Source organism: Paraburkholderia sediminicola, from assembly GCF_046026895.1.
GTDB lineage: Bacteria > Pseudomonadota > Gammaproteobacteria > Burkholderiales > Burkholderiaceae > Paraburkholderia > Paraburkholderia sediminicola_C.
In genome coordinates this window covers 54,683-73,274 of the sequence record NZ_JAQQEU010000018.1, presented here as the reverse complement: position 1 = coordinate 73,274, position 18,592 = coordinate 54,683, and the positions used below count along the sequence as shown (strand labels likewise).

At 61.2% G+C, this 18,592-nt stretch carries 19 protein-coding genes and 1 pseudogene; 13 read left to right on the top strand and 7 right to left on the bottom strand.

The window, feature by feature from the left end:
- The 4 genes and pseudogenes from PQR02_RS15370 to PQR02_RS15355 all read left to right on the top strand — a co-directional run bounded on the left by PQR02_RS15370 (nt 1) and on the right by PQR02_RS15355 (nt 3,863).
- Nucleotides 1-877, top strand: a pseudogene (locus PQR02_RS15370) (LysR family transcriptional regulator).
- Nucleotides 878-1,623: 746 nt separating this feature from the next.
- Nucleotides 1,624-1,938: a hypothetical protein gene (locus PQR02_RS15365; protein WP_408232095.1), complete on the top strand. Its 315-nt coding sequence runs from the start codon at nt 1,624-1,626 to the stop codon at nt 1,936-1,938.
- A gap of 417 nt (nt 1,939-2,355) precedes the next feature.
- Nucleotides 2,356-2,634, top strand: a complete 279-nt coding sequence (locus PQR02_RS15360; RefSeq protein WP_408232092.1) for a helix-turn-helix domain-containing protein — start codon at nt 2,356-2,358, stop codon at nt 2,632-2,634.
- A complete protein-coding gene (locus PQR02_RS15355) occupies nt 2,631-3,863 on the top strand; it encodes a type II toxin-antitoxin system HipA family toxin (RefSeq protein ID WP_408232089.1) in 1,233 nt (410 codons plus the stop codon). The genes PQR02_RS15360 and PQR02_RS15355 overlap by 4 nt, the downstream gene beginning before the upstream one ends.
- A 197-nt stretch (nt 3,864-4,060) precedes the next feature.
- Here the strand turns inward: PQR02_RS15355 and PQR02_RS15350 are convergent, their stop codons facing one another.
- Together PQR02_RS15350 and PQR02_RS15345 are read right to left on the bottom strand one after the other, a co-directional pair.
- Nucleotides 4,061-4,918: an MBL fold metallo-hydrolase gene (locus PQR02_RS15350; RefSeq protein WP_408232086.1), complete on the bottom strand. Its 858-nt coding sequence runs from the start codon at nt 4,916-4,918 to the stop codon at nt 4,061-4,063.
- 254 nt (nt 4,919-5,172) lie between these two features.
- Nucleotides 5,173-6,096 (bottom strand): LysR family transcriptional regulator, encoded by a 924-nt coding sequence (locus PQR02_RS15345; protein WP_408232083.1) that lies wholly within the window; start codon nt 6,094-6,096, stop codon nt 5,173-5,175.
- A gap of 186 nt (nt 6,097-6,282) precedes the next feature.
- Here PQR02_RS15345 and PQR02_RS15340 point away from each other — a divergent pair, with 186 nt between their 5' ends.
- Genes PQR02_RS15340 through PQR02_RS15330 form a run of 3 tightly spaced genes read left to right on the top strand, consistent with a single transcriptional unit; the run spans nt 6,283 to nt 8,434 of the window.
- On the top strand, nt 6,283-6,861 hold the full coding sequence (locus PQR02_RS15340; RefSeq protein ID WP_408232080.1) for a YceI family protein: 579 nt from the start codon (nt 6,283-6,285) through the stop codon (nt 6,859-6,861).
- Nucleotides 6,862-6,882: 21 nt separating this feature from the next.
- Entirely contained in the window at nt 6,883-7,488 is a 606-nt protein-coding gene (locus tag PQR02_RS15335) for an FMN-dependent NADH-azoreductase (RefSeq protein WP_408232077.1), read from the top strand.
- A gap of 40 nt (nt 7,489-7,528) precedes the next feature.
- Nucleotides 7,529-8,434, top strand: coding sequence for an NmrA/HSCARG family protein (locus PQR02_RS15330; RefSeq protein ID WP_408232074.1), 906 nt, complete (start codon nt 7,529-7,531; stop codon nt 8,432-8,434).
- Nucleotides 8,435-8,452: 18 nt separating this feature from the next.
- Here the strand turns inward: PQR02_RS15330 and PQR02_RS15325 are convergent, their stop codons facing one another.
- The 3 genes from PQR02_RS15325 to PQR02_RS15315 all read right to left on the bottom strand — a co-directional run bounded on the left by PQR02_RS15325 (nt 8,453) and on the right by PQR02_RS15315 (nt 10,030).
- A complete protein-coding gene (locus PQR02_RS15325) occupies nt 8,453-8,773 on the bottom strand; it encodes a DUF4148 domain-containing protein (RefSeq protein WP_408232071.1) in 321 nt (106 codons plus the stop codon).
- Nucleotides 8,774-8,981: 208 nt separating this feature from the next.
- Entirely contained in the window at nt 8,982-9,743 is a 762-nt protein-coding gene (locus tag PQR02_RS15320; RefSeq protein ID WP_408232068.1) for a hypothetical protein, read from the bottom strand.
- Nucleotides 9,740-10,030, bottom strand: a complete 291-nt coding sequence (locus PQR02_RS15315) for a hypothetical protein (RefSeq protein ID WP_408232065.1) — start codon at nt 10,028-10,030, stop codon at nt 9,740-9,742. Before PQR02_RS15315 ends, PQR02_RS15320 begins: the two co-directional genes overlap by 4 nt.
- Nucleotides 10,031-10,839: 809 nt before the next feature.
- Between PQR02_RS15315 and PQR02_RS15310 the strand changes: the two genes are divergently transcribed.
- Genes PQR02_RS15310 through PQR02_RS15295 form a run of 4 tightly spaced genes read left to right on the top strand, consistent with a single transcriptional unit; the run spans nt 10,840 to nt 15,088 of the window.
- Complete coding sequence (locus PQR02_RS15310; protein WP_408232062.1) at nt 10,840-13,188, top strand: TonB-dependent receptor; 2,349 nt, start codon at nt 10,840-10,842, stop codon at nt 13,186-13,188.
- 46 nt (nt 13,189-13,234) lie between these two features.
- A complete protein-coding gene (locus tag PQR02_RS15305; protein WP_408232059.1) occupies nt 13,235-13,960 on the top strand; it encodes a MotA/TolQ/ExbB proton channel family protein in 726 nt (241 codons plus the stop codon).
- Nucleotides 13,957-14,355, top strand: coding sequence for an ExbD/TolR family protein (locus tag PQR02_RS15300; protein WP_408232056.1), 399 nt, complete (start codon nt 13,957-13,959; stop codon nt 14,353-14,355). Before PQR02_RS15305 ends, PQR02_RS15300 begins: the two co-directional genes overlap by 4 nt.
- On the top strand, nt 14,348-15,088 hold the full coding sequence (locus PQR02_RS15295; RefSeq protein ID WP_408232052.1) for an energy transducer TonB: 741 nt from the start codon (nt 14,348-14,350) through the stop codon (nt 15,086-15,088). Before PQR02_RS15300 ends, PQR02_RS15295 begins: the two co-directional genes overlap by 8 nt.
- Before the next feature lie 351 nt (nt 15,089-15,439).
- Here the strand turns inward: PQR02_RS15295 and PQR02_RS15290 are convergent, their stop codons facing one another.
- Complete coding sequence (locus PQR02_RS15290; protein ID WP_408232049.1) at nt 15,440-15,802, bottom strand: translation initiation factor Sui1; 363 nt, start codon at nt 15,800-15,802, stop codon at nt 15,440-15,442.
- Entirely contained in the window at nt 15,792-16,745 is a 954-nt protein-coding gene (locus PQR02_RS15285) for a LysR family transcriptional regulator (RefSeq protein WP_408232046.1), read from the bottom strand. Before PQR02_RS15285 ends, PQR02_RS15290 begins: the two co-directional genes overlap by 11 nt.
- A 127-nt stretch (nt 16,746-16,872) precedes the next feature.
- On the opposite strand from PQR02_RS15285, the gene PQR02_RS15280 reads away from it, so the two are divergent.
- Nucleotides 16,873-17,880 (top strand): zinc-binding alcohol dehydrogenase family protein, encoded by a 1,008-nt coding sequence (locus PQR02_RS15280; RefSeq protein WP_408232043.1) that lies wholly within the window; start codon nt 16,873-16,875, stop codon nt 17,878-17,880.
- A 55-nt stretch (nt 17,881-17,935) separates the two neighbouring features.
- Nucleotides 17,936-18,589, top strand: coding sequence for an oxygen-insensitive NAD(P)H nitroreductase (nfsB, locus tag PQR02_RS15275; protein WP_408232040.1), 654 nt, complete (start codon nt 17,936-17,938; stop codon nt 18,587-18,589).
- Nucleotides 18,590-18,592: the final 3 nt, after the last annotated feature.

The following is an 18,592-nucleotide window of genomic DNA, read 5'->3' as shown; positions in this document are numbered from 1 at the left end:
TTGTTTCGGCGAGTATTTCTCGCGGTGGAGCGCGAAAAAACGCTCCGTGGTGCGGCCAGGACGCTCAATCTCGATCAGGCGACGGTTGGCAGACGGATTGCGACACTCGAGCACGCCCTGCGTGCAACGCTCTTCCTGCGCACCTCTGAGGGTTACGCGTTGACCGCCGCAGGCGAGGCCGCGCTGAGATCAGCGGAGAAAATGGAACAGTCCGCCCACGAACTCGTCAGACGAACTCAAGGCACGGATACACGGCTTGCGGGGGACGTAACAGTCACCAGCACCGACTCGATCGCGCTGGAATTCCTGCTTCCCGCCATCGAACGCCTGCATGCTGCGCATCCCGAGGTGCGCGGCCTGCTGGACACGTCGACGCGCATGCTAAATCTCGCAAAGCGTGAAGCGGATATCGCGGTTCGGTCAGTCAGGCCGGATAATCCCGATCTCGTCGCGCGACGTTTGGCTCGCTGGCCCATGGCGCTCTTTGCATCGAATGCTTATCTCGAGCAGCACGGCAAGCCCGCCGCCGGCTCCGGATTCGCGGGCCACGATCTTGTCGTCTATCAGGGAAACTGGACGGGTAATCGGTCACCGACTCTTGCTGGCGAATCGATACACGCGGGGCGCATCGTATCGACCTTCAATTCCAGCGTCATGCTGCGTACCGCGGTTAAGACCGGCATCGGCATCGGTGATGCTTCCAATACATCTGGCCGAACACGACGGGCTCGTGCAGATATGGCCGGAACCCGCACGTCGAGCGGTCTACGAAATCTGGCTCGTCACGCATCAAGACCTTCGGCATACCGCGCGCATCGCGGCAATGATCGACGGCATCGTCTCCGCGTTCGCAGATCACACGACCCACACAAAATAGTCACGCATGACTTGGCTGCTGTTGCTGCGTAGCGCGTTATAAATAGTTTTAGAAGCTGTTGCGAAATGAGTACCCTGTCAAATCCCGAAGCGAGCATCCGGTTGCTGGCCTGCGAGACATAAAAAAACGCCGCCGATGCGCTGGCGGCTAACAGGGGACGTTGGTTGCAATCGTTACTGCGTAGAAAATTGTGGCACTGCTGGCGCTTACTCTGGGGTCGACCAGCCTGATGCATGCGAGATTAGCGTGGAACGGCGTTCGGCGACATGATACGAATGTATATGTGAACAGAACCCACGTTCGTGCCGGTCGCTCCGTGCGTCACCGGAGCGTTCACCTCGTATGTCGGGACTCTCGAGGGTCTAATGAGAACGTTGCGCCGCCTTATCACCATGCCGAGCTGCACGTCGTCAAGAACGGTTCAAAGGGCCGCGGAAGCTTGGCCTCGCGAATACAGGACTCAGAGTCTGTAACCGCGGCGATAGTATTGCCTTCAGGGTGCAAAGCGGGATTGGGCCATGCAGGGCTCGATTCCGCGCGTTAGATCTCCTAACCTCGCTATACGCCCGCATACTCAGGTAATGTTAGCGCTGCATCGATGTATCCCACCGTATAGTAGATTCGCCTTTCGGCAGAGCCTACTCTTCTCCCATCGAGACAGCGTTGCCATGATGACAGCGCAAAGCTCGCGAATCGGCCTGACCACAACATAGTCGTTTTGGAGTGGGCCGCCCCGGCCGGTTTGTATGTCGAACATCTTTGAGCAGTCACCGCGTAGCCTCAAATCAGAGCTCGCGCCTATTTCCACCGCACAGACGGAAGAACTCGCTGCGCCGTTGGCAGCCGTTCTCGATGACAGAAGAAAACAGACGCTCGACCGTCTGTCGCAAGCGCTAAGCGACGCGGTCCCCGAGTTTCTGCAGCGAGCGTTTGAGGACGAATTGCTCGCAAGCGGAAAGTCAATGGAAAGGCGTAACTCACGAGTGAAGCATCGACTGAAGGCTGAGCGTCCCAGGGTGCGCTTCGCCGTTTGGCCAAAGGAGGCCCAAAATGAAAGTTGAAGGCGCGATGTTTGTGCGACTGCGTCGTCTCGCTCCGGTTCTCGATGACGTACTCAGTGCAGGAGAAGTCGGGCATCCGGACCAGGCCGCGGGCCTTGCGTCCCTTGCCCAGCTATGCTCTCAACTGTTCGACGCGTACCAATGCCAACACCGGGGCGCGGTTGCGGAAGCGACTGGAGGCCCTCGAGTCGGAGCAACGTACTGCCTCTGGACGGCTTCCGAGCAGTACGTCAAAGATTAAGAGATCGCGAAGAATACGCATCTTAATGCGCATTCCGTTCTATAAATTGTTAAATGCGCATGATGCTGCGCATTTAACCTATGCCTTGGCCAAGCTTAAAAAAATCGGCCCAGCGGCGCATGAAACATGCACCATTGTGCGCACTCTGAATCAATGCTAGCCTTATGCGCACTATGATGCGCAAAAAAGTTACCGATCAGCCTATCAACAACGTCGAGCGCCTCGCGGCGAGTCTGCGGACCACGCGGCGCGAGCGCAAGCTGACACAACAGACGCTGGCGGAACGCGCAGGCGTTGCGCGGCGCACGGTCACCAACGCCGAGAGCGCGGAGAATGTGGGCATCAAGGAGTTGTGCCGCCTCGCAAATGCTCTTGGCTATGAGCTGGTTCTGCGGCCGATGGATTGCGTTGTGCTGGAAGATCTTCCCACCATCTTCAAGGACGATGAGGAATGAGTTCCGAGGCATTGCCGGATGTCGAACGGCTGTTCAGGCAAATCCGTTCGCTAGAGGTGCACACACCGCAAGGTAAAAGCGGCCTGCTGGCGAAGGAGAGTCGATATGTCTTCAATTATGCGGAGGTGGCCGACCGCGCCGCTGTGTCCCTGACCATGCCAGTTCGCCATCAAAGCTACGCTAGCGGCGATCTGATGGGTGTCTTCGCAATGAATCGACCTGAGGGCTACCTGCGGTACGTCATCGAGGAGCGTCTTGCGCGCTACGGGACACCAAGCGACATGCTCCTGCTGTTTCTCGCGGGCCGCAATCAGATCGGGCGACTGACTTATTCGGTCCCCGGCGAGAGCGTGCCGGAGCACGAAGGCGAGCGCCTTGATGATCTCCTCTCCTCGCCGTGCCGGCGACTCTTCGAGCGTCTGGTCGACCGATACGCGCTTGGCTCCGGCATTTCCGGAGTTCAACCCAAGGCGGTCGTGCCGATCGCGGTCGGAACCGACGCCCCGCCCTACGAACATGCCGCGCTGCCGCTCAAGACGGTGATCGTCAAAGCTGAGGGCGACGATTTTCCAGGGGTCGCCCGAAACGAGTTCTTTTGCATGTCGGTTGCGAAGGAGGCTGGACTTGATGTGCCCCAATTCTGGCTCTCGGACGACGGGAATCTCTTCGTGATGGCGCGCTTCGACCGGCTCATCGACGGCTCGCCCCTGGGCTTCGAGGACATGAGTGTTCTCACGGGCAAAGGCAAATACGAGGGCAGTTATGAGATAGTTGCAAAGGCCGTCGATATCTACACGCGCTCCGATCAACTGCAGAAGAACCGGCTCTTCGAGCGTGTTGCCTTGTCGTGCCTGCTTCGTGATGGCGACGCCCACATGAAGAACCTGGGTATCGTCTACGACGACCCGACCGGTGCGCGGCGGCTGGCGCCAGTGTTCGATGTCGTATGCACTGACGTCTATCCGGATCTCGACGGCAAGATGGCCCTGAACCTCAACAAGTCCAAGACGTTTCCCGTGCACAGTACCCTCGTCGCATACGGTACGCGTTTGGGGCTGCATGCCGACGACTGCGAGGCGATCATGACGCGTCTGCGCAATGCATACGCGACGGTAGCTGAGCGGTTCGAAGAGGATCGGCGGTATCAGGAAGACAACCTGCTGAGCACCATGCGGCATGCCATCGAGCGCGAGGGCGTTCGGCCTGTCTCGCGGCCGAAATTCCGATAGCGCCGCTCCGTTTGCCTGCCGAGACCTACGTGCTCATCCATCTGGGCACTCTGATGCCGTCGACCTGTAGCGGTTCGCCTTTCTTCACCGTCCGCCACCGCGCCCTCCGCGGATCAATTCCGCGACCTCGCAATATGAGCAGTACTTTGCATATCGATCTCCTTCGCCCCTCGATCCTGACCCTGAACTACGAAACGTCAATCCTTTCGCATGCGTTCAACCAACGCGAGCAAGCGAGCACTCATTTCCTCGGCCGGCAAGTGCGCGAGCCAACCGTGACCGGGAAGCAACCATTCGAAGCGATACGCGGTCAGCTTGCTCAGCGATTCGGTGAGTTCTGTCCATGAGTACCAACACGCGTCCCTGAACGCGACGAGGTCGCGCGCGCGCGGGCTCCAGGCAAGCGAATCACCCGAGAACAGCACGCGATCATCGAGCAGGTACACGACGCTACCCCGAGTGTGCCCGGGCACAGAGACCGCGCGCACACCGGCCGCAATGCTCGGTGCTGACCCGTCGTCGAGCAGATCCGTCGCATAGGGGGCCGCCGACAAGTCCTCCCGGTGAATCCAGACGCGCGCGCCGAATCGACGCGCGTATTTGTCCGCGTCCGCCACGTCGTCACGATGCGACAGAAGGATGTGTGCGATACCACCGTTGTCGTCAAACCATTTCACGAGCTCCGCCGCATAGCGCGGTGAGTCGATCAGCAGATTGCCGTCCGGACGCGCAAGAAAATAAGCATGGGCGCCAAACGACGACCGTGCGTTGAATCCGCAGCGCCACACGCCCGATGTGATCTCCTGCGGAAAGATCGCGGCGTTCGGACGAGGCTGTTTCGTTTCGCTGCGTACCGATGCTGTAGGACATACGAGCACCGCACGCCAGGCAGCAAGCTGCTCATCCGGCGTATCGGGCTGCCGAGCGAAGACACTCTTGTCGTTTCGTTCGACAATCATCCCAGGCGCGACGTGACGCGATGCACCGCAATTGATGCACGCTGTGTCGATGTACCACTCCCCTGGGACGGAGTCGGTATTGCGTATGGGCTTCATTTGTTGCTCCAGGTCCGGGATAACGCCGTATTGATGTCTTTCGGCCGCAGCCCGCGATACGGCTACGGGTCCGACCCGCATGCGCGCGTCGCCAGTGCTGACGTACCCATCCGCCGGCTCGACGATCGTTGGCGTCTCGCGGTCCTCGGAGCGATTGTCACGCGATCATCAAAGTACGGCTGCTCGCATGGTCCAGCTCGTGTTCAGCGGGTGTGTCATTAAATATAACGCTAACAAGGAGTGAGGTGATGACCTTATCGGCTGGCATGGCTCTGCGAGAGGTTGGTCATCGCGTCGCCCAGTTTCTCCAAAAGAAATTCGGCGAAGACCGCTACCGCGGGCGGCACCGGTGGACGGCTCGTGTAGACGAGTTGCAGGCCGAGGCTGGGACTGGAGCGCCGATAGGTCGGCAGCACGCGTACCAGTTTCCCCTGCGCGATGATTGGGTCAACTATCAGCTGCGGCAGCAGCGCGATACCTAGTCCAGCTACACAAGCGTGCGCCAGCACTCGCATGTCGTTGACCGCGAACCGGCTGTTGATCGACACTTCCTGACTACCGCGTGGGCCCTGCAGACGCCACGTGCTGCGACCCTGGCGATTGGAAATGGTCAGACAGTCGTGCTCGGCCAGGTCACGCAGCGTGCGTGGTGCAGCGCGCCGTTCCAGATAAGCCGGACTTGCCGCGAGGATCATTGCACTCGGCGCCAGCCGCCGTACCTTGAGGCCGCTACGGGTCTCGATGCCCATGCGCAAGGCAAGATCGATACGCTCGGTGATCAGATCGGACGGCGTATCGTCGAGCAGAAAGTCGATGCTGATGTGTGGATAGCGCGCGTAGAACTCGACCAACCATTCCATACGAAAGAATTCGAACAGGCCGGCCATCGCGGTGACGCGAACCGAGCCGGACGGTGCCTGCTCGTCTGCATGGAGCCGCCCGATCTCGAGGATCTGGTCAAGCGCCGGCGCATAGCGTTCGAACAGCGCCTGACCTTCCGTGCTCGGCGCGAGTTTGCGAGTCGAACGATGCAGCAGACGTGTGCCGAGTTGCCCTTCCAGTTGATCGATGCGTCGGCTCAGCGTATTTGACGGCATGCGCAGACGCCGCGCCGCCTCGGAAAAGCTGCCGGAACGGACGACCTGGACGAACATCGCCAGATCATTCAGATCGAGCATGACATTTCTCCATAAATGGATTAATCCAATCCGATTTTACCATCTAGTGTGAAGCGCCCTGAGTCTCCATACTTGAGGTGTCGTACAGGAGGCGGCCGATCAGGCGCTCGGTGTTCAACGTCGGCGGCGTTGCATCACCCGATACCGCGCACGGGCGCGGCAACTTAACGATTCAAGGAAATTGATGTGAATAAGCATCTGATGATTGCGGCTGGTGCACTCGCCGCCTCACTGTCGTTTTCGGCATTCGCGGACGTGCCGACGTACCAGCTTGATCCGGACCACACGTACCCGAGTTTCGAAGCCGACCACATCGGCGGCCTGTCGGTCTGGCGGGGCAAGTTCGATAAGTCGCAGGGCACGGTGACGCTCGATCGCGCTGCAAAGACCGGCACCCTCGAAGTGACGACCGACATTGCGTCAGTCCACACGGGCAACACGAAGCTCGACCAGAACCTGCAGTCGGATCAGTTCTTCGACGCGTCGAAATTCCCGGAAGCGACCTACAAGGGCACGATCAAGTTCAAGGGCGACAAGCCGGCCTCTGTCGTCGGCAATTTGACGATGCACGGCGTGACCAGGCCGCTGACGCTGAACATCGACTCGTTCAAGTGCATGCCGCATCCGATGCTCAAGCGCGAAGTGTGCGGCGTCGACGCGGTGGGTGAATTCGATCGCAGCGACTTCGGCGTCGACTTTGGCAAGACCTACGGCTTCAGTATGAAGACCAGGCTGCTCATCTCAGCCGAAGCACTGAAGCAGTAATCCCGTTCGGAGATCAGTCTCATGAAACTGCTACACGTAGATTCCAGCATCCTCGGGCAAGGCTCCGTCAGCCGTGATCTGTCAGCGGATGTTGTCGCGACCTTCCGGGGCAGGCATCCCGGCCTTGCGGTCACTCGTCTCGACCTTGCCGCCACACCGATCGGCCATCTGACGGCTGCACACCTCGCGGCCGCGCAAGGCGCTCCGGTCGACGATGCATTGAAGGCCGACGTGGCGATGGGCCAGCGCGCGCTTGACGAGTTCCTGGCAGCCGATATCGTGGTCATCGGGGCGCCGATGTACAACCTCGGCGTGCCCTCTCAACTGAAGGCCTGGATCGACCGCATCTCCGTCGCCGGGAAGACGTTCCGCTACGGGGAGCACGGCCCCGTCGGACTCTGCGGCGACAAGAAGCTGGTCATCGCCTCGTCGCGCGGCGGCGTATACAGCGAAGGCTCGCCGGTCGCCCTTTTCGATCATCAGGAAACCTATCTGAAAGCGGCCTTCGGTCTTCTGGGCATCACGGATATCACCTTCATTCGCGCGGAAGGTGTGGCGATGGGTCCTGAGGCACGCAGCGAAGCCATCGCCTCGGCGAAGAAAGAGACCGCCGCGCTCGCCGCGTGAAATAACACCGCCCTAACGAAATTCTCCCTGGAGAACCACCATGTCGAACACCCAGAAGCTCATCGCCGTCGTGGGCGCAACCGGCCAGCAAGGCGGCGCCGTTGTGCGCGCGCTGCAGGCGAGCGGTCAATTCAAAGTGCGCGCATTGACGCGCAATCCGGACTCGCATCCGAAGCTGGGTGACGAAGTCGTTTTGATGGATTTCAATCGTCCGGAAACGCTTGGAGCCGCATTTGCCGGAGTACACGGCGTTTTCCTGGTGACCAATTCCTGGGAAGCAGGTACAGACGAACGCGGCCAGGCACGCGCCGCCGTCAACGCGGCGAAAGACGCCGGCGTGCAGCACTTCATCTGGTCGACGCTCCCAAACGTGGAGGCGATCAGCCGCGGCAAGATCAATGTCCCGCATTTCACGGACAAGGCCGAAGTCGAGCGTATTGTGAGCGAAGCCGGATTTGCCCATCACACCTTTGTGATCGCTCCGTTTTATTATCAAAACCTGCTCGGCGCAATGGGCCCGCAGAATCAAGCGGACGGCACCGCGGGTTGGGCGCTGCCGCTTGATCCCGAGCGGCGGGTCATCCATATGGGCGACATCACTGAACTCGGGCGCATCGTGGCGGGTGCGTTCGCGCAGCCGGAACTCGCGGGGCACGGTGAACATTTGCCGCTCGTCGGCGATTTCTTGAGCTTCAACGAGATCATCGCCACCCTGAATCGTCAGGGAAACGCGTTCTCGTTCAGGCAAGTCCCGTGTGAGGTTTTTGCTGGCTGGTTCCCGGGCGCCGAGAGCATCGCGGCGATGCTCGCCTACTTCGAAGCGCACACGTATCTCGGCTCGGATTCGCGCGACGCGATCGCGCTCGCCAACAAAGTCGCCGGCCAGCAGCCGACGAAGTTTGCCGCATGGGCCAAAGCAAACTTCGCGTTGCCGGCAGTCACCTGAAAAAGCCTCCCCCTCCTCTCAAGGCGAGGGCATCGGCCGCCCGCTCCGGCCCGCGCTCATCGCCGCGTCTCTTTCCGCTCGATGTTTAGCGGCCACCTTCGCTAGCGCAGCCTGGAGGTCGGCGGGATATGAAACATCATCACCCTGCGATGGGTTATATCCCGCCGCCTCCAGTTCCTCGAGTTCATGCATGACTTCCGCCCGGGTGAGTTGAGGAGCCGCAGGCTCCGATACGGTTTGCGCATCAACGCTCGCGAAACTCGCCATCGACATCACGCCAGCGATCACCAAATTACGTAGCGGCGAAACCACATACTGATTCATCGATTCCGATTTCATTCTGCACTCCTTTTAACCTGAGACTGTATTCGCGCGCATACATTCACTCCGCACTGTTGGGGCACCTTGCGAGTGATGCGTGACGCGCATCAGGTAGACGGAGATTTCTCGACGTATATTCCCGATCTGTGGATAAAAGAGCCGCAGCCGCGGTCGAAAGCATCCTTACGCCTTAAGCAGCGCCTATCTCGCACAGATCGTAGCCGTGTCACGAACTCAGCGAACGCTTCCGCAGTCTTCGGCGTTCAAGCCCGTTGCGCAATTGGCCTGCGACGAACGCGCTAACGATCAAAGACAAGTAGAAAGCCACGAGATCGTGACGCCAGACATTCAGGGCGAGCTGATGCGCAACCAGTTTCGGATCGGGGGCCGCAAGCACTACGCTTTTCGCTTCGACAGCTCGCATCATCCGGATAAAGCCTGCCGCCGATAGCAACGGCAATAGAACGACCCAGGTCAACAGCGCGGGCTTCATGCGGCGCGCCCACGGGAAGGGACGCAATCGAAACCATAGTCCGAGGCATCCGTGTATCCATCCCGGTGCGAGCAGCGCAAGCTGCAAACCCTGCGTACCACTCGTTAGCAGGAGGATAACGACGCGCTCATAGTCGGGCTCGAAGCCATAGAGCGAGGACGCGAGCCGGGTCGTCACTGCATGGCGGATAAGCAACAGCGGCAGGCTGAGTCCTGCCCACAGGCGGACCCACTCGGCTAGCGGCAAACTCCAGTGACGGCGCCCGTATATCGTGCGCACGGCCAGCGCAAAATGGAGCGCAGCGGCCCCATACAACGCGATCGTGCCTGGTGCGCTACGCCACAGCCACAGCGCTAGAACGAGACCGCGTCCGGCAAGTTCGAGTGACCAGATTCCTAGCGCGTGATTGATCAGATGGAGAAAGAGATAGACCAGCAACACGACGCCCGACCCGAGTTGCAACCGACGCAGCACGGCTTGCATCTGCACCGTCATGCCGGCGTCCGGCGAGCATTGTGCGACACGCGACGAGCAAATACCGCCCGTCCGGCAGGCATTCCCACACCTCCAATAAACCTGCGGCGTAACCCTCCAGACAGATCAGCCGCCGGCGACCGCGGCGCAGCAGACTCGCGCTGACTCGCCGCGCCCTGACATACCGCTTCGGCGAATCGCTGTAATGCTGATACCGAGCCGCATACGCTCTGGTATTCCTCGCGCCCGATCCTGCCGTCGAGGATGACGGCCAATCCCGATGCACGGGCCATGTCGACGATGTTCATTTGATCACCCCATTTCGTGTCTGTCCTACCTGCAAGACCGTGGGGATGCGTCGGTTATTCCCGGATTCGACCGGATGCGGGAATCCCACATCGGGCCAGTTTCGATTCCGGACCGAAGGGGATCCTCACTTGCCAGGCCCGGGTAATCCGCGCATCGTTCGTTCACGAACGTGAGGGCACTGGACTGATTCGCATACCAGGAGTGCGCTGCCATCAGATTCAGTGTGGCCTGCAGCGCTTCCTTGGTGAAAGCATCCATGAGGCACCTGTCGGCGTGACAACAACGGGACTGCGCGCTGGTCGTTCAGCATGTCGCCATTGTCGATATCTCGCCAATCATGCGTTTTTCGATTCGGGGTCACTTACCGCATCGACATGTGGCTGGTGGCCTCACCGGCTTATCTTGAGCGCGCAGCAACACCTCAGAGGGTCGCAGAGCTTGCGAACCATGGCTCCATACTGACCCGCACCAATCTCGACCATTGAACGGTCGTTAATCCGGCGATCCGTGTCCGGTGGCATATCAGCACCGGCAACATCGGGCGTGGGGTGACCTTCCGTACCCTTCCGGGTGCAGTCGCGATCGAAAGAACGTCGAGTTATTTTATTTTTCTGATGTAATGTTATAACATTCCTCGTTGGACCGCATTTCTCGTTCTCCGCGCAGAAGTGCCTCAGCCTGGGCAGCGGCGGCGTAAGAAGCTGCGTCGCACTGCTGTATCGCTTTGAACAAGCACAAATGAACGCGATTGCGCGCGGGATTAACCGCGTACTGCGATGCAACCCATTCAATGACGACAATGAGATCGATGAAACGTCGCACACTTTTCTCTCACGCTGCGCTGCTGCTTTTCGCACAAGCGCTAGCAGGCCATGTCGATGCCGCGCCGGTCGAAGCCTCGGTAGGCGGACTCGTCACCGATAGTCTCGGCAAGCCCGTAGCGGGCGCTAATGTGGTCCTTCAAACCGCCACCGGGGCGTCGGCAGGAACAACAAAAACCGATGCGGGCGGGCATTTCTCAGTGCAGGACGTCGCACCGGGAACCTATGCGATCGTTGTCACCGCGACGGGATTTGCTAGCGGGAGCAGCATCGCCACCACCGGCCCCGGAACGGAAAGTTCCGTTACCGTCGCGCTCACAGAAAGCGACGCGATTGACGTGCGGGTGAATGCCCAGCGCCTCGACCAGGCGCGCAACGGACTGTCGCCGGAAACCGGCAGCAGCGTGTACCGCATCAGCAACGCGGACATCCGCAACATGCCGCAAGGCGAAGCGACGCCACTCAACCAGGTCCTGCTGCAAGCGCCCGGGGTCGCGCAGGATTCATATGGCATGGTCCACGTGCGGGGCGAACACGCGAACCTGCAATACCGGATCAACGGCATCATGATTCCGGAACCGATCTCCGGCTTTGGCCAGTCCTTCGATACGCGCACCATCCAACAGGTGGACCTGCTCACCGGCGCGCTGCCCGCGCAATACGGGTTGCGAACCGCTGGCATCGTCGACCTCACGACCAAGTCGGGCGAAGCGGGCAACGGCGGCTCGCTAGGCGTGTACGGCGGCAGCCACGGCACCGCGCAGACAAGCGGCGACGTGTACGGCACCCAGGGTGCGCTGACTTACTACTTCAGCGGTTCGGCCGGCGTGAACGATCTGGGCATCGAAGCGCCGACTTCGGACGGCTCCCCGCTGCACGACCACACCCGGCAAGGCAACGCATTCGGCTACATGTCGTACCTGATCAATCCGCTTACCCGGGTCAGCGTCACCTTTGGCACCGCGAGCAACCAGTTCGAAATCCCGAATACACCTGGGCAACCGACCCAATTCGTGCTCAACGGCCGGACTAGTTTCGATTCCGCGACGCTCAACGAAACCCAGAGTGAACTCAACAACTTCGCAACCGTCGCGTTGCAGGGGACGAACGGCGACAAGCTCGACTACCAGGTCGCGTACTTCACGCGCTATACGCGCACGCAGTTCAACCCCGATCCGATCGGCGATCTGCTCTTTAACGGCGTCGCATCGCAAGACTTCCGCAGCAATTGGGCCAATGGACTGCAGGGCGATACTACCTACCGGCTCAACAGTTCGCACACGCTGCGCGCCGGCGTGTATTTCGAACAGGACCGCGCGGTCGCCAACGACAGCGTCTCGGTGTTCCCCACTGTCGATGGCGCACAGTCCTCCGACCAGCCCTTCACGATCAGCAGCGCGAGCACGACGATCGGCCGGCTCTTCGGAGTCTATGTGCAAGACGAGTGGAAGGTGAACGACAAGCTCATCATCAATTACGGGCTGCGCTACGACAAAATGAACGAAGTCGTCGATGCCAGCCAGTTGAGCCCGCGCGTCGGCGTGGTGTACAAGGCAACGCCGAGCACCACGCTGCATGCAGGTTACGCGCGGTACTTCACACCTCCCCCTCTCGAACTGATTGCGCCGACCACGGTGGCGCAGTTCAACAACACGACAAACCAGGCTGCGAGTCCGCAAAATTCGCCAGTGCAACCCGAGCGAAGCCATTACTTCGATGTCGGCGTAACCCAGCGGGTCACCTCCGCCGTCACGGTGGGCGTAGACGCTTACTACAAGAAGGCGACCGATCTGCTCGACGAAGGGCAGTTCGGCACCGCCTTGATCAACACGCCGTTCAACTACCAGACCGGCCACGATTACGGCGTCGAATTCACCGCCAACTACAAGGACGAGCACTTTTCCGCGTACGCGAACCTGGCGCTCAGCCGCGCAACTGGGGAAAACATCGTCTCGGGCCAGTTCAATTTCTCGCCCGATGAACTTGCGTACATTGCCAGCCATCCCGTGAATCTCGACCACGACCAGTTGATCACCGGTTCGGCGGGGATCGCCTACACGTTTGCGCGCACGACCTACAGCGCGGACACCACCTTCGGCAGCGGCCTGCGCAGCGGCTTTGCGAACACGGACCATGTGCCGTTCTACGTGAATATCAACCTCGCGGTCATCCACCACTTCCAGGCGCCCCTCGTCGGCAACTTCGATGGACGCCTCGTCGTGGTCAATCTGCTCAATCGTGCCTACGAATTGCGCGACGGTTCCGGCATTGGCGTTGGCGCCCCGCAGTTCGCACCGACCCGCGCCTTCTACGCAGGCATCACGAAATACTTTTAAACCGCCCGCGCGGCGTCCCGCCGCGTGAGCAGGAAACCACGACACCATGAACGATTTTTCCGAACTGTTTCTCGCTGTGCGCCTGGGCGGATGGGTCATCTACCCGTTGACCGTCCTCGCGGTGGCCGGCCTTGCGATCATCCTCGACAAGGCCTATTCGCTGCACCGGTTCGCACGAATTCCAGCCCGCATCGACCAACTGATCGAGGCTCCCGTGGTCGATTTCGCGCAGACACGCGCACAGATCGCGGCGCTGCCCGAGCGCCATGCGCTGCGCAGCTTCGCCGCGCCGATTCTCGACGGCGGCCATGCGCCGATCTGGTGGATCGAGTCACGTGCCGAGACTGCCGCGCAGCATATCGAGCGCGCGCTGAACCGGGGGCTGTGGCTGCTCGAAACCATCGTGACGGCTGCCCCTTTGCTCGGACTGCTCGGTACGATCATCGGCATGATGCACTCGTTCAAGCTGATCGGCGGACAGGGCGTGGTGAACCCGACCGGTGTGACGGGCGGTGTCGCGCAAGCGCTCATCGCGACCGCGATCGGCCTGCTGATCGCTCTTGTCGCGCTCTTCGCGTTCAATTATTTTTCCCGGCGGGTCGGCGAGCTGCTCGATCACTTCGAGCGGGTCGGCACACGGCTGATCGGGCAGCTCCGACTTGACCAGGAAGATCCGGAAGAAGCGGCGCAACGGCGGGTCGACCGGGAGCCCGCGGAAGGGTCCGTGCAGTTGCGGCTCGCCCGTGAGCATACGCAAGGACTGCGCACGTGAAACTGAAACGCTCAAGACAGGCTCGGCGCGGGAAGATCGAAATCATCCCAATGATCGACGTGATGTTTTTTTTGCTGGCGACGTTCATGCTCGCATCTCTTTCGATGCAGCGGCTTGATTCGATCAAGATCGACTTGCCGGGCGGCCAGGCACAACGGCTCAATCTGGACACGCCGCTAACCCTCACCGTGACGCGCGCCAATGCTATCTTCGTCAACCGGCAACCAGTGCCGCTCGCGGCGCTAGCGGGCGAACTGCGGCCGTTGCTGAAACCCGACGGCAACCTCGTGGTTGCCGCCGACGACACCGCGTCGCACGGCGTGGTCGTCAAGGCGCTGCTCGAAGCACGGAAAGCCGGCGTGCAGCACTTCCTGATCGCCGTTCATCATGAGTAACGTGGGCCGCCTCAGCAACAGGTCCTTGCTGGACGAGCCGAAACCACGCATCGTCGTTGCGGTGGCCATCGCGTTCGGGTTGTGGTGCGCAGCGCTCGTGCTCATCGGCGGACTGCTCGTGACGCCTGAGATCACGCCGCCTTCGCCGCCGAATCTCGACGCGCAACTCGTCGAAATAGAGCCCCCGCCGCCGGCCACAAGCACGCCGGCGCGGGCTGCGCCGGCGAACGTTGCGCCCCAGATACCGCCGGTGCATCACGCAACCTCCCAGCACGCGGCCGCGCCGGCGTTGGCGGCGGCCCGGCCTGCTGCCGCGCGTGTGGTGCCGCCCCCTGCACCCTCGCCCGTTGCGGCTCCTTCCGCTATGCCATCTCCGGCGCCCGCGGCGCCAGCCTCGGACATGCCTTTGGGCAGCGCCGTCAATCGTTCATCGGCAACGACCGACCTCGCCCCCAGCGGCAGCGGCCATATTGGCGCGCGCCCAATCACGCAGCCACTGCCGGAAATCCCGGACGACTTGCGCGAAGCCGCGTATCACGCCATTGCGCTTGCACGCTTTACGATTCACCCGGACGGCTCCGTCGACGTCGAACTCCTGCAGCCGACACAACAGCCGCGACTGAACCAGTTGCTTCTCGCCTCACTGCACAACTGGCGTTTCTTCCCCGCCACCGAGAACGGCAAGCCAGTCGAGAGCCATCAAGACGTTCGCGTCCACCTTGTGGTGCAGTAGCCGTACAGCGATGAACCTCGACCTTCAATCAGAACCGTACTATGTGTATGGCGAGTGCATGCCTTTGGCTCATCGTGTGCCATGTAGTCACCACGCAGCGATCTTTGTATCGCAGTCCGATCCATCTTTGAAGCGACGTTAGTCGATTTCATACTTGAACGGTTTGCCTGAGACAAGCGCCGCAACGAATGAGTCAATGAACCCATCGCCCGCGCCCAAGGTGTCAACCGCATGTACAGCATGCGCCTGGCGTCGAGCTGTGCAACGCCATCGCTGTACAACGCGCCCTGCGCCGGCTTCATAGCCGCACGCCGTCCACTGAACTCATACCACCGCCGATTGTTGAAGCGATCAGCCTCCGGCCCGCTTCGCGCTGTAACCGTACTTTTTCAACGCTTCGACGACCCGCTCGCAATGGTCACCCTGCACTTCAATCACGCCATTCTTGACCGTCCCACCCGAACCGCAGGCCGCGCGCAATTGCTTGCCTAGCGAGGCCAACGCAAGAGAATCGAGCGCGAGCCCTTTAACCAGCGTCACACTCTTGCCACCCCGGCCCCTGGTTTCGCGACTCACCCGCACTATGCCATCGCCTGCTGGTGGTGTCCTGGCGGCCGCCTTGCAGACACATTCTGCGAGCACGCGCCGGCATTCGGGACACGTCCGCCCGCCATCGGTGGAATAGACCAGGCCGCTGTTTGAATTACTCTTCATGACAGTCATAGTGAGAGACGATTTGAGCCCCATAAGTCGGCAATAGCGCTGTAAGCACGGATACCCTCTCCTTCAGCACTTCATGCAGTTGTCGGATCGCGGGAAGAAACTGCTTGCGATGCGCGCAGATCAGATTCAGCGGCGCCGCCTCGCCGGGCTGCTCGGGCAGCAGCACTTCGAGCCGGCCCGCCCGCACGTCCGCGCACACGTCGAGCCACGATTTGTAGGCGATACCCTGGCCCTCGACCGCCCAGCGCCGTACCACGTCCGCGTCGTCGCAAAAGAGCGACCCGGCGACGGCGACCTGGCGGAGTTCGCCCTCCACGGGGAACACCCATTTGTCGTAGACGCGACCGCCCAGGACATAGAGCAGGCACTGATGTTCCGCCAGTTCGTCCAGCGTGCGCGGCCGGCCGTGCCGTTGCAGATAAGCGGGCGACGCGACGAGCACACGCCGGTTGTCGCTGGCAAGCGGCAGCGCGACGTAGCTCGCGTTATCGGCGCGGCCGTAGCGGATGGCGATCTCGACCGGATCGCGAAACATGTCGGTCAGCTGATCGGACAGAAAGAGCCGCACCAACAGCTTCGGATGCGCCTCGCGAAACGCAGTGATCCAGGGCAGCAGAACATTGCGGCCGAGATCCGATGGCGCCGCGATCTGCAAAAGCCCCTGCAACGTATCCGCTGCGCCATGCAGACACTCCCGCCCCTCCTGCAATGTCGCGAGCACCTGCATAGCGTACGGCAGATATTCGTCGCCTTGAGCAGTAAGCCGCAGGCTGCGCGTCGAGCGCGCGAACAATCGAACGTCGAGCTCGCGCTCGAGCCGCAAAATTGCGGCGCTCACCTGGCCCGGCAGCAGGTCCGCTTCGCGGGCGGCGTTCGAGAAGCTGCCTAGCGCGGCGGTGCGCACGAACAGCGCCAGGTCGTCGAACCGGATCATTTTCATTCCTATAGTGAAAGTATTATTCGATTTTCCCCGTTTTTCGAACTGCTTGCGCAACGCATCATTAAAGCAGCGCCCGAGCCGCCGCTGCGGCCCGCTCTTGAATACCACGCGAGCAACACAGATGAAAGCCATTGTTTACGACCAGCACGGCCTGCCGATCGAAGATCCGCGCGCACTCTACGAAACGGAATTGCCCAAGCCCGAGCCGGGCCCGCGCGATCTGCTCGTGAAGATTCGCGCCATCGCCGTGAACCCCGTCGACACCAAAGTCCGTGCGGGGATGCTCGGCGACACGCCGCGCCTGCTCGGATGGGATGCCGCCGGAACGGTCGAGGCCGTCGGTGCGGCCGTCACGCTGTTCAAGGCCGGCGACGATGTGTTCTACGCGGGCTCCATCGCCCGCCCCGGCGCCTATGCCGAGTACGGCGTGGTCGACGAGCGCATCGCCGGTCATCAACCCGCCACGCTCGATGACGCGCACGCCGCCGCTTTGCCGCTTACGTCAGTCACCGCCTGGGAGCTGCTCTTCGATCGCCTCTGCGTCGCCGAGGGTGGGGGCGACGGTGACGCGCTCCTGATCATCGGCGCGGCCGGCGGCGTCGGCTCGATTCTCACTCAGCTCGCGCGGCAATTGACGAAGCTGCGCGTGATCGCCACGGCATCCCGGCCGCAGACAGAAGAATGGGTTCGTGATCTGGGCGCGCACGACGTCATCGATCACACGCGCCCGCTGAAGGACGAGCTGAGCCGGATCGGCGTTGCGCAGGTGCGCTATGTCGCGAGCCTTACGCATACCGAGGCGCACTATCCGCAGATCGTCGATGTGCTCGCACCACAAGGCAAGCTTGGCATCATCGACGATCCGAAAACGCTCGACGCGACGCCGCTCAAGTTGAAGGCGATCTCGCTGCACTGGGAACTCATGTTTACGCGGTCTTTGTTCGAGACGCCGGATATGGTCCGCCAGCACGAGATCCTCGAGCGCATCGCCGCGCTGATCGATGCGGGCACGCTGCGTACGACACTCGGCACGCATTTCGGGGCGATCAGCGCCGAGAACCTGCGGCGCGCGCACGCGCTCATCGAGAGCAATCGTGCGCGCGGCAAGATTGTTCTCGAAGGGTTTTGAGTCGCCAGTGACTTTCTGTTTCGATTACCTGTCATCTCCATAAGAAGATATCGCCATGAATTTGATTGACGCAGTGCAAACCCGTCACACTGTCAAAGCATTCGAGCCGGGTCATTCATTGCCGCAAGCATCGGTCGATGCCCTGCTCGCCGCGCTTCACTACAGTCCTTCGTCGGTCAACTCCCAGCCTTGGCACTTTGTTGTCGCGTCGACGCCGGAGGGCCGTTCGCGCATGGCCAAGGCAACGCAAGGCGCCTACGCGTACAACGAACCGAAAGTGACGAATGCCTCGCACGTGATCGCACTGTGCATGCGCACGGATATGGATGCGGGCCACCTCGACGCTCTCCTCGAACAGGAAGGCGACGATGGCCGGTTCCAGATCGACGGAGCAAAGAGCATGCAGGATAAGACGCGCCGCACGTATGTGGACATGCACCGCTACGAATTGCGCGACGTGCCCCAGTGGATGGAGAAGCAAGTGTATCTCGCCCTGGGAGGACTGCTCGTCAGCGCGGCCGTGCTCGGCATCGACGCGACGCCGATGGAAGGCTTCGATTCGCGCGCGCTGGACGTCGAGCTTGGGCTGCGCGAACGTGGGCTGACGAGCGTCGTGCTGGCGGCTTTCGGCCGTCGCAGCGACCAGGATTTCAACGCGAAGCTACCGAAGTCGCGCCTGCCGCGCGAGCAGATCTTCACTTTCGTGTGATCG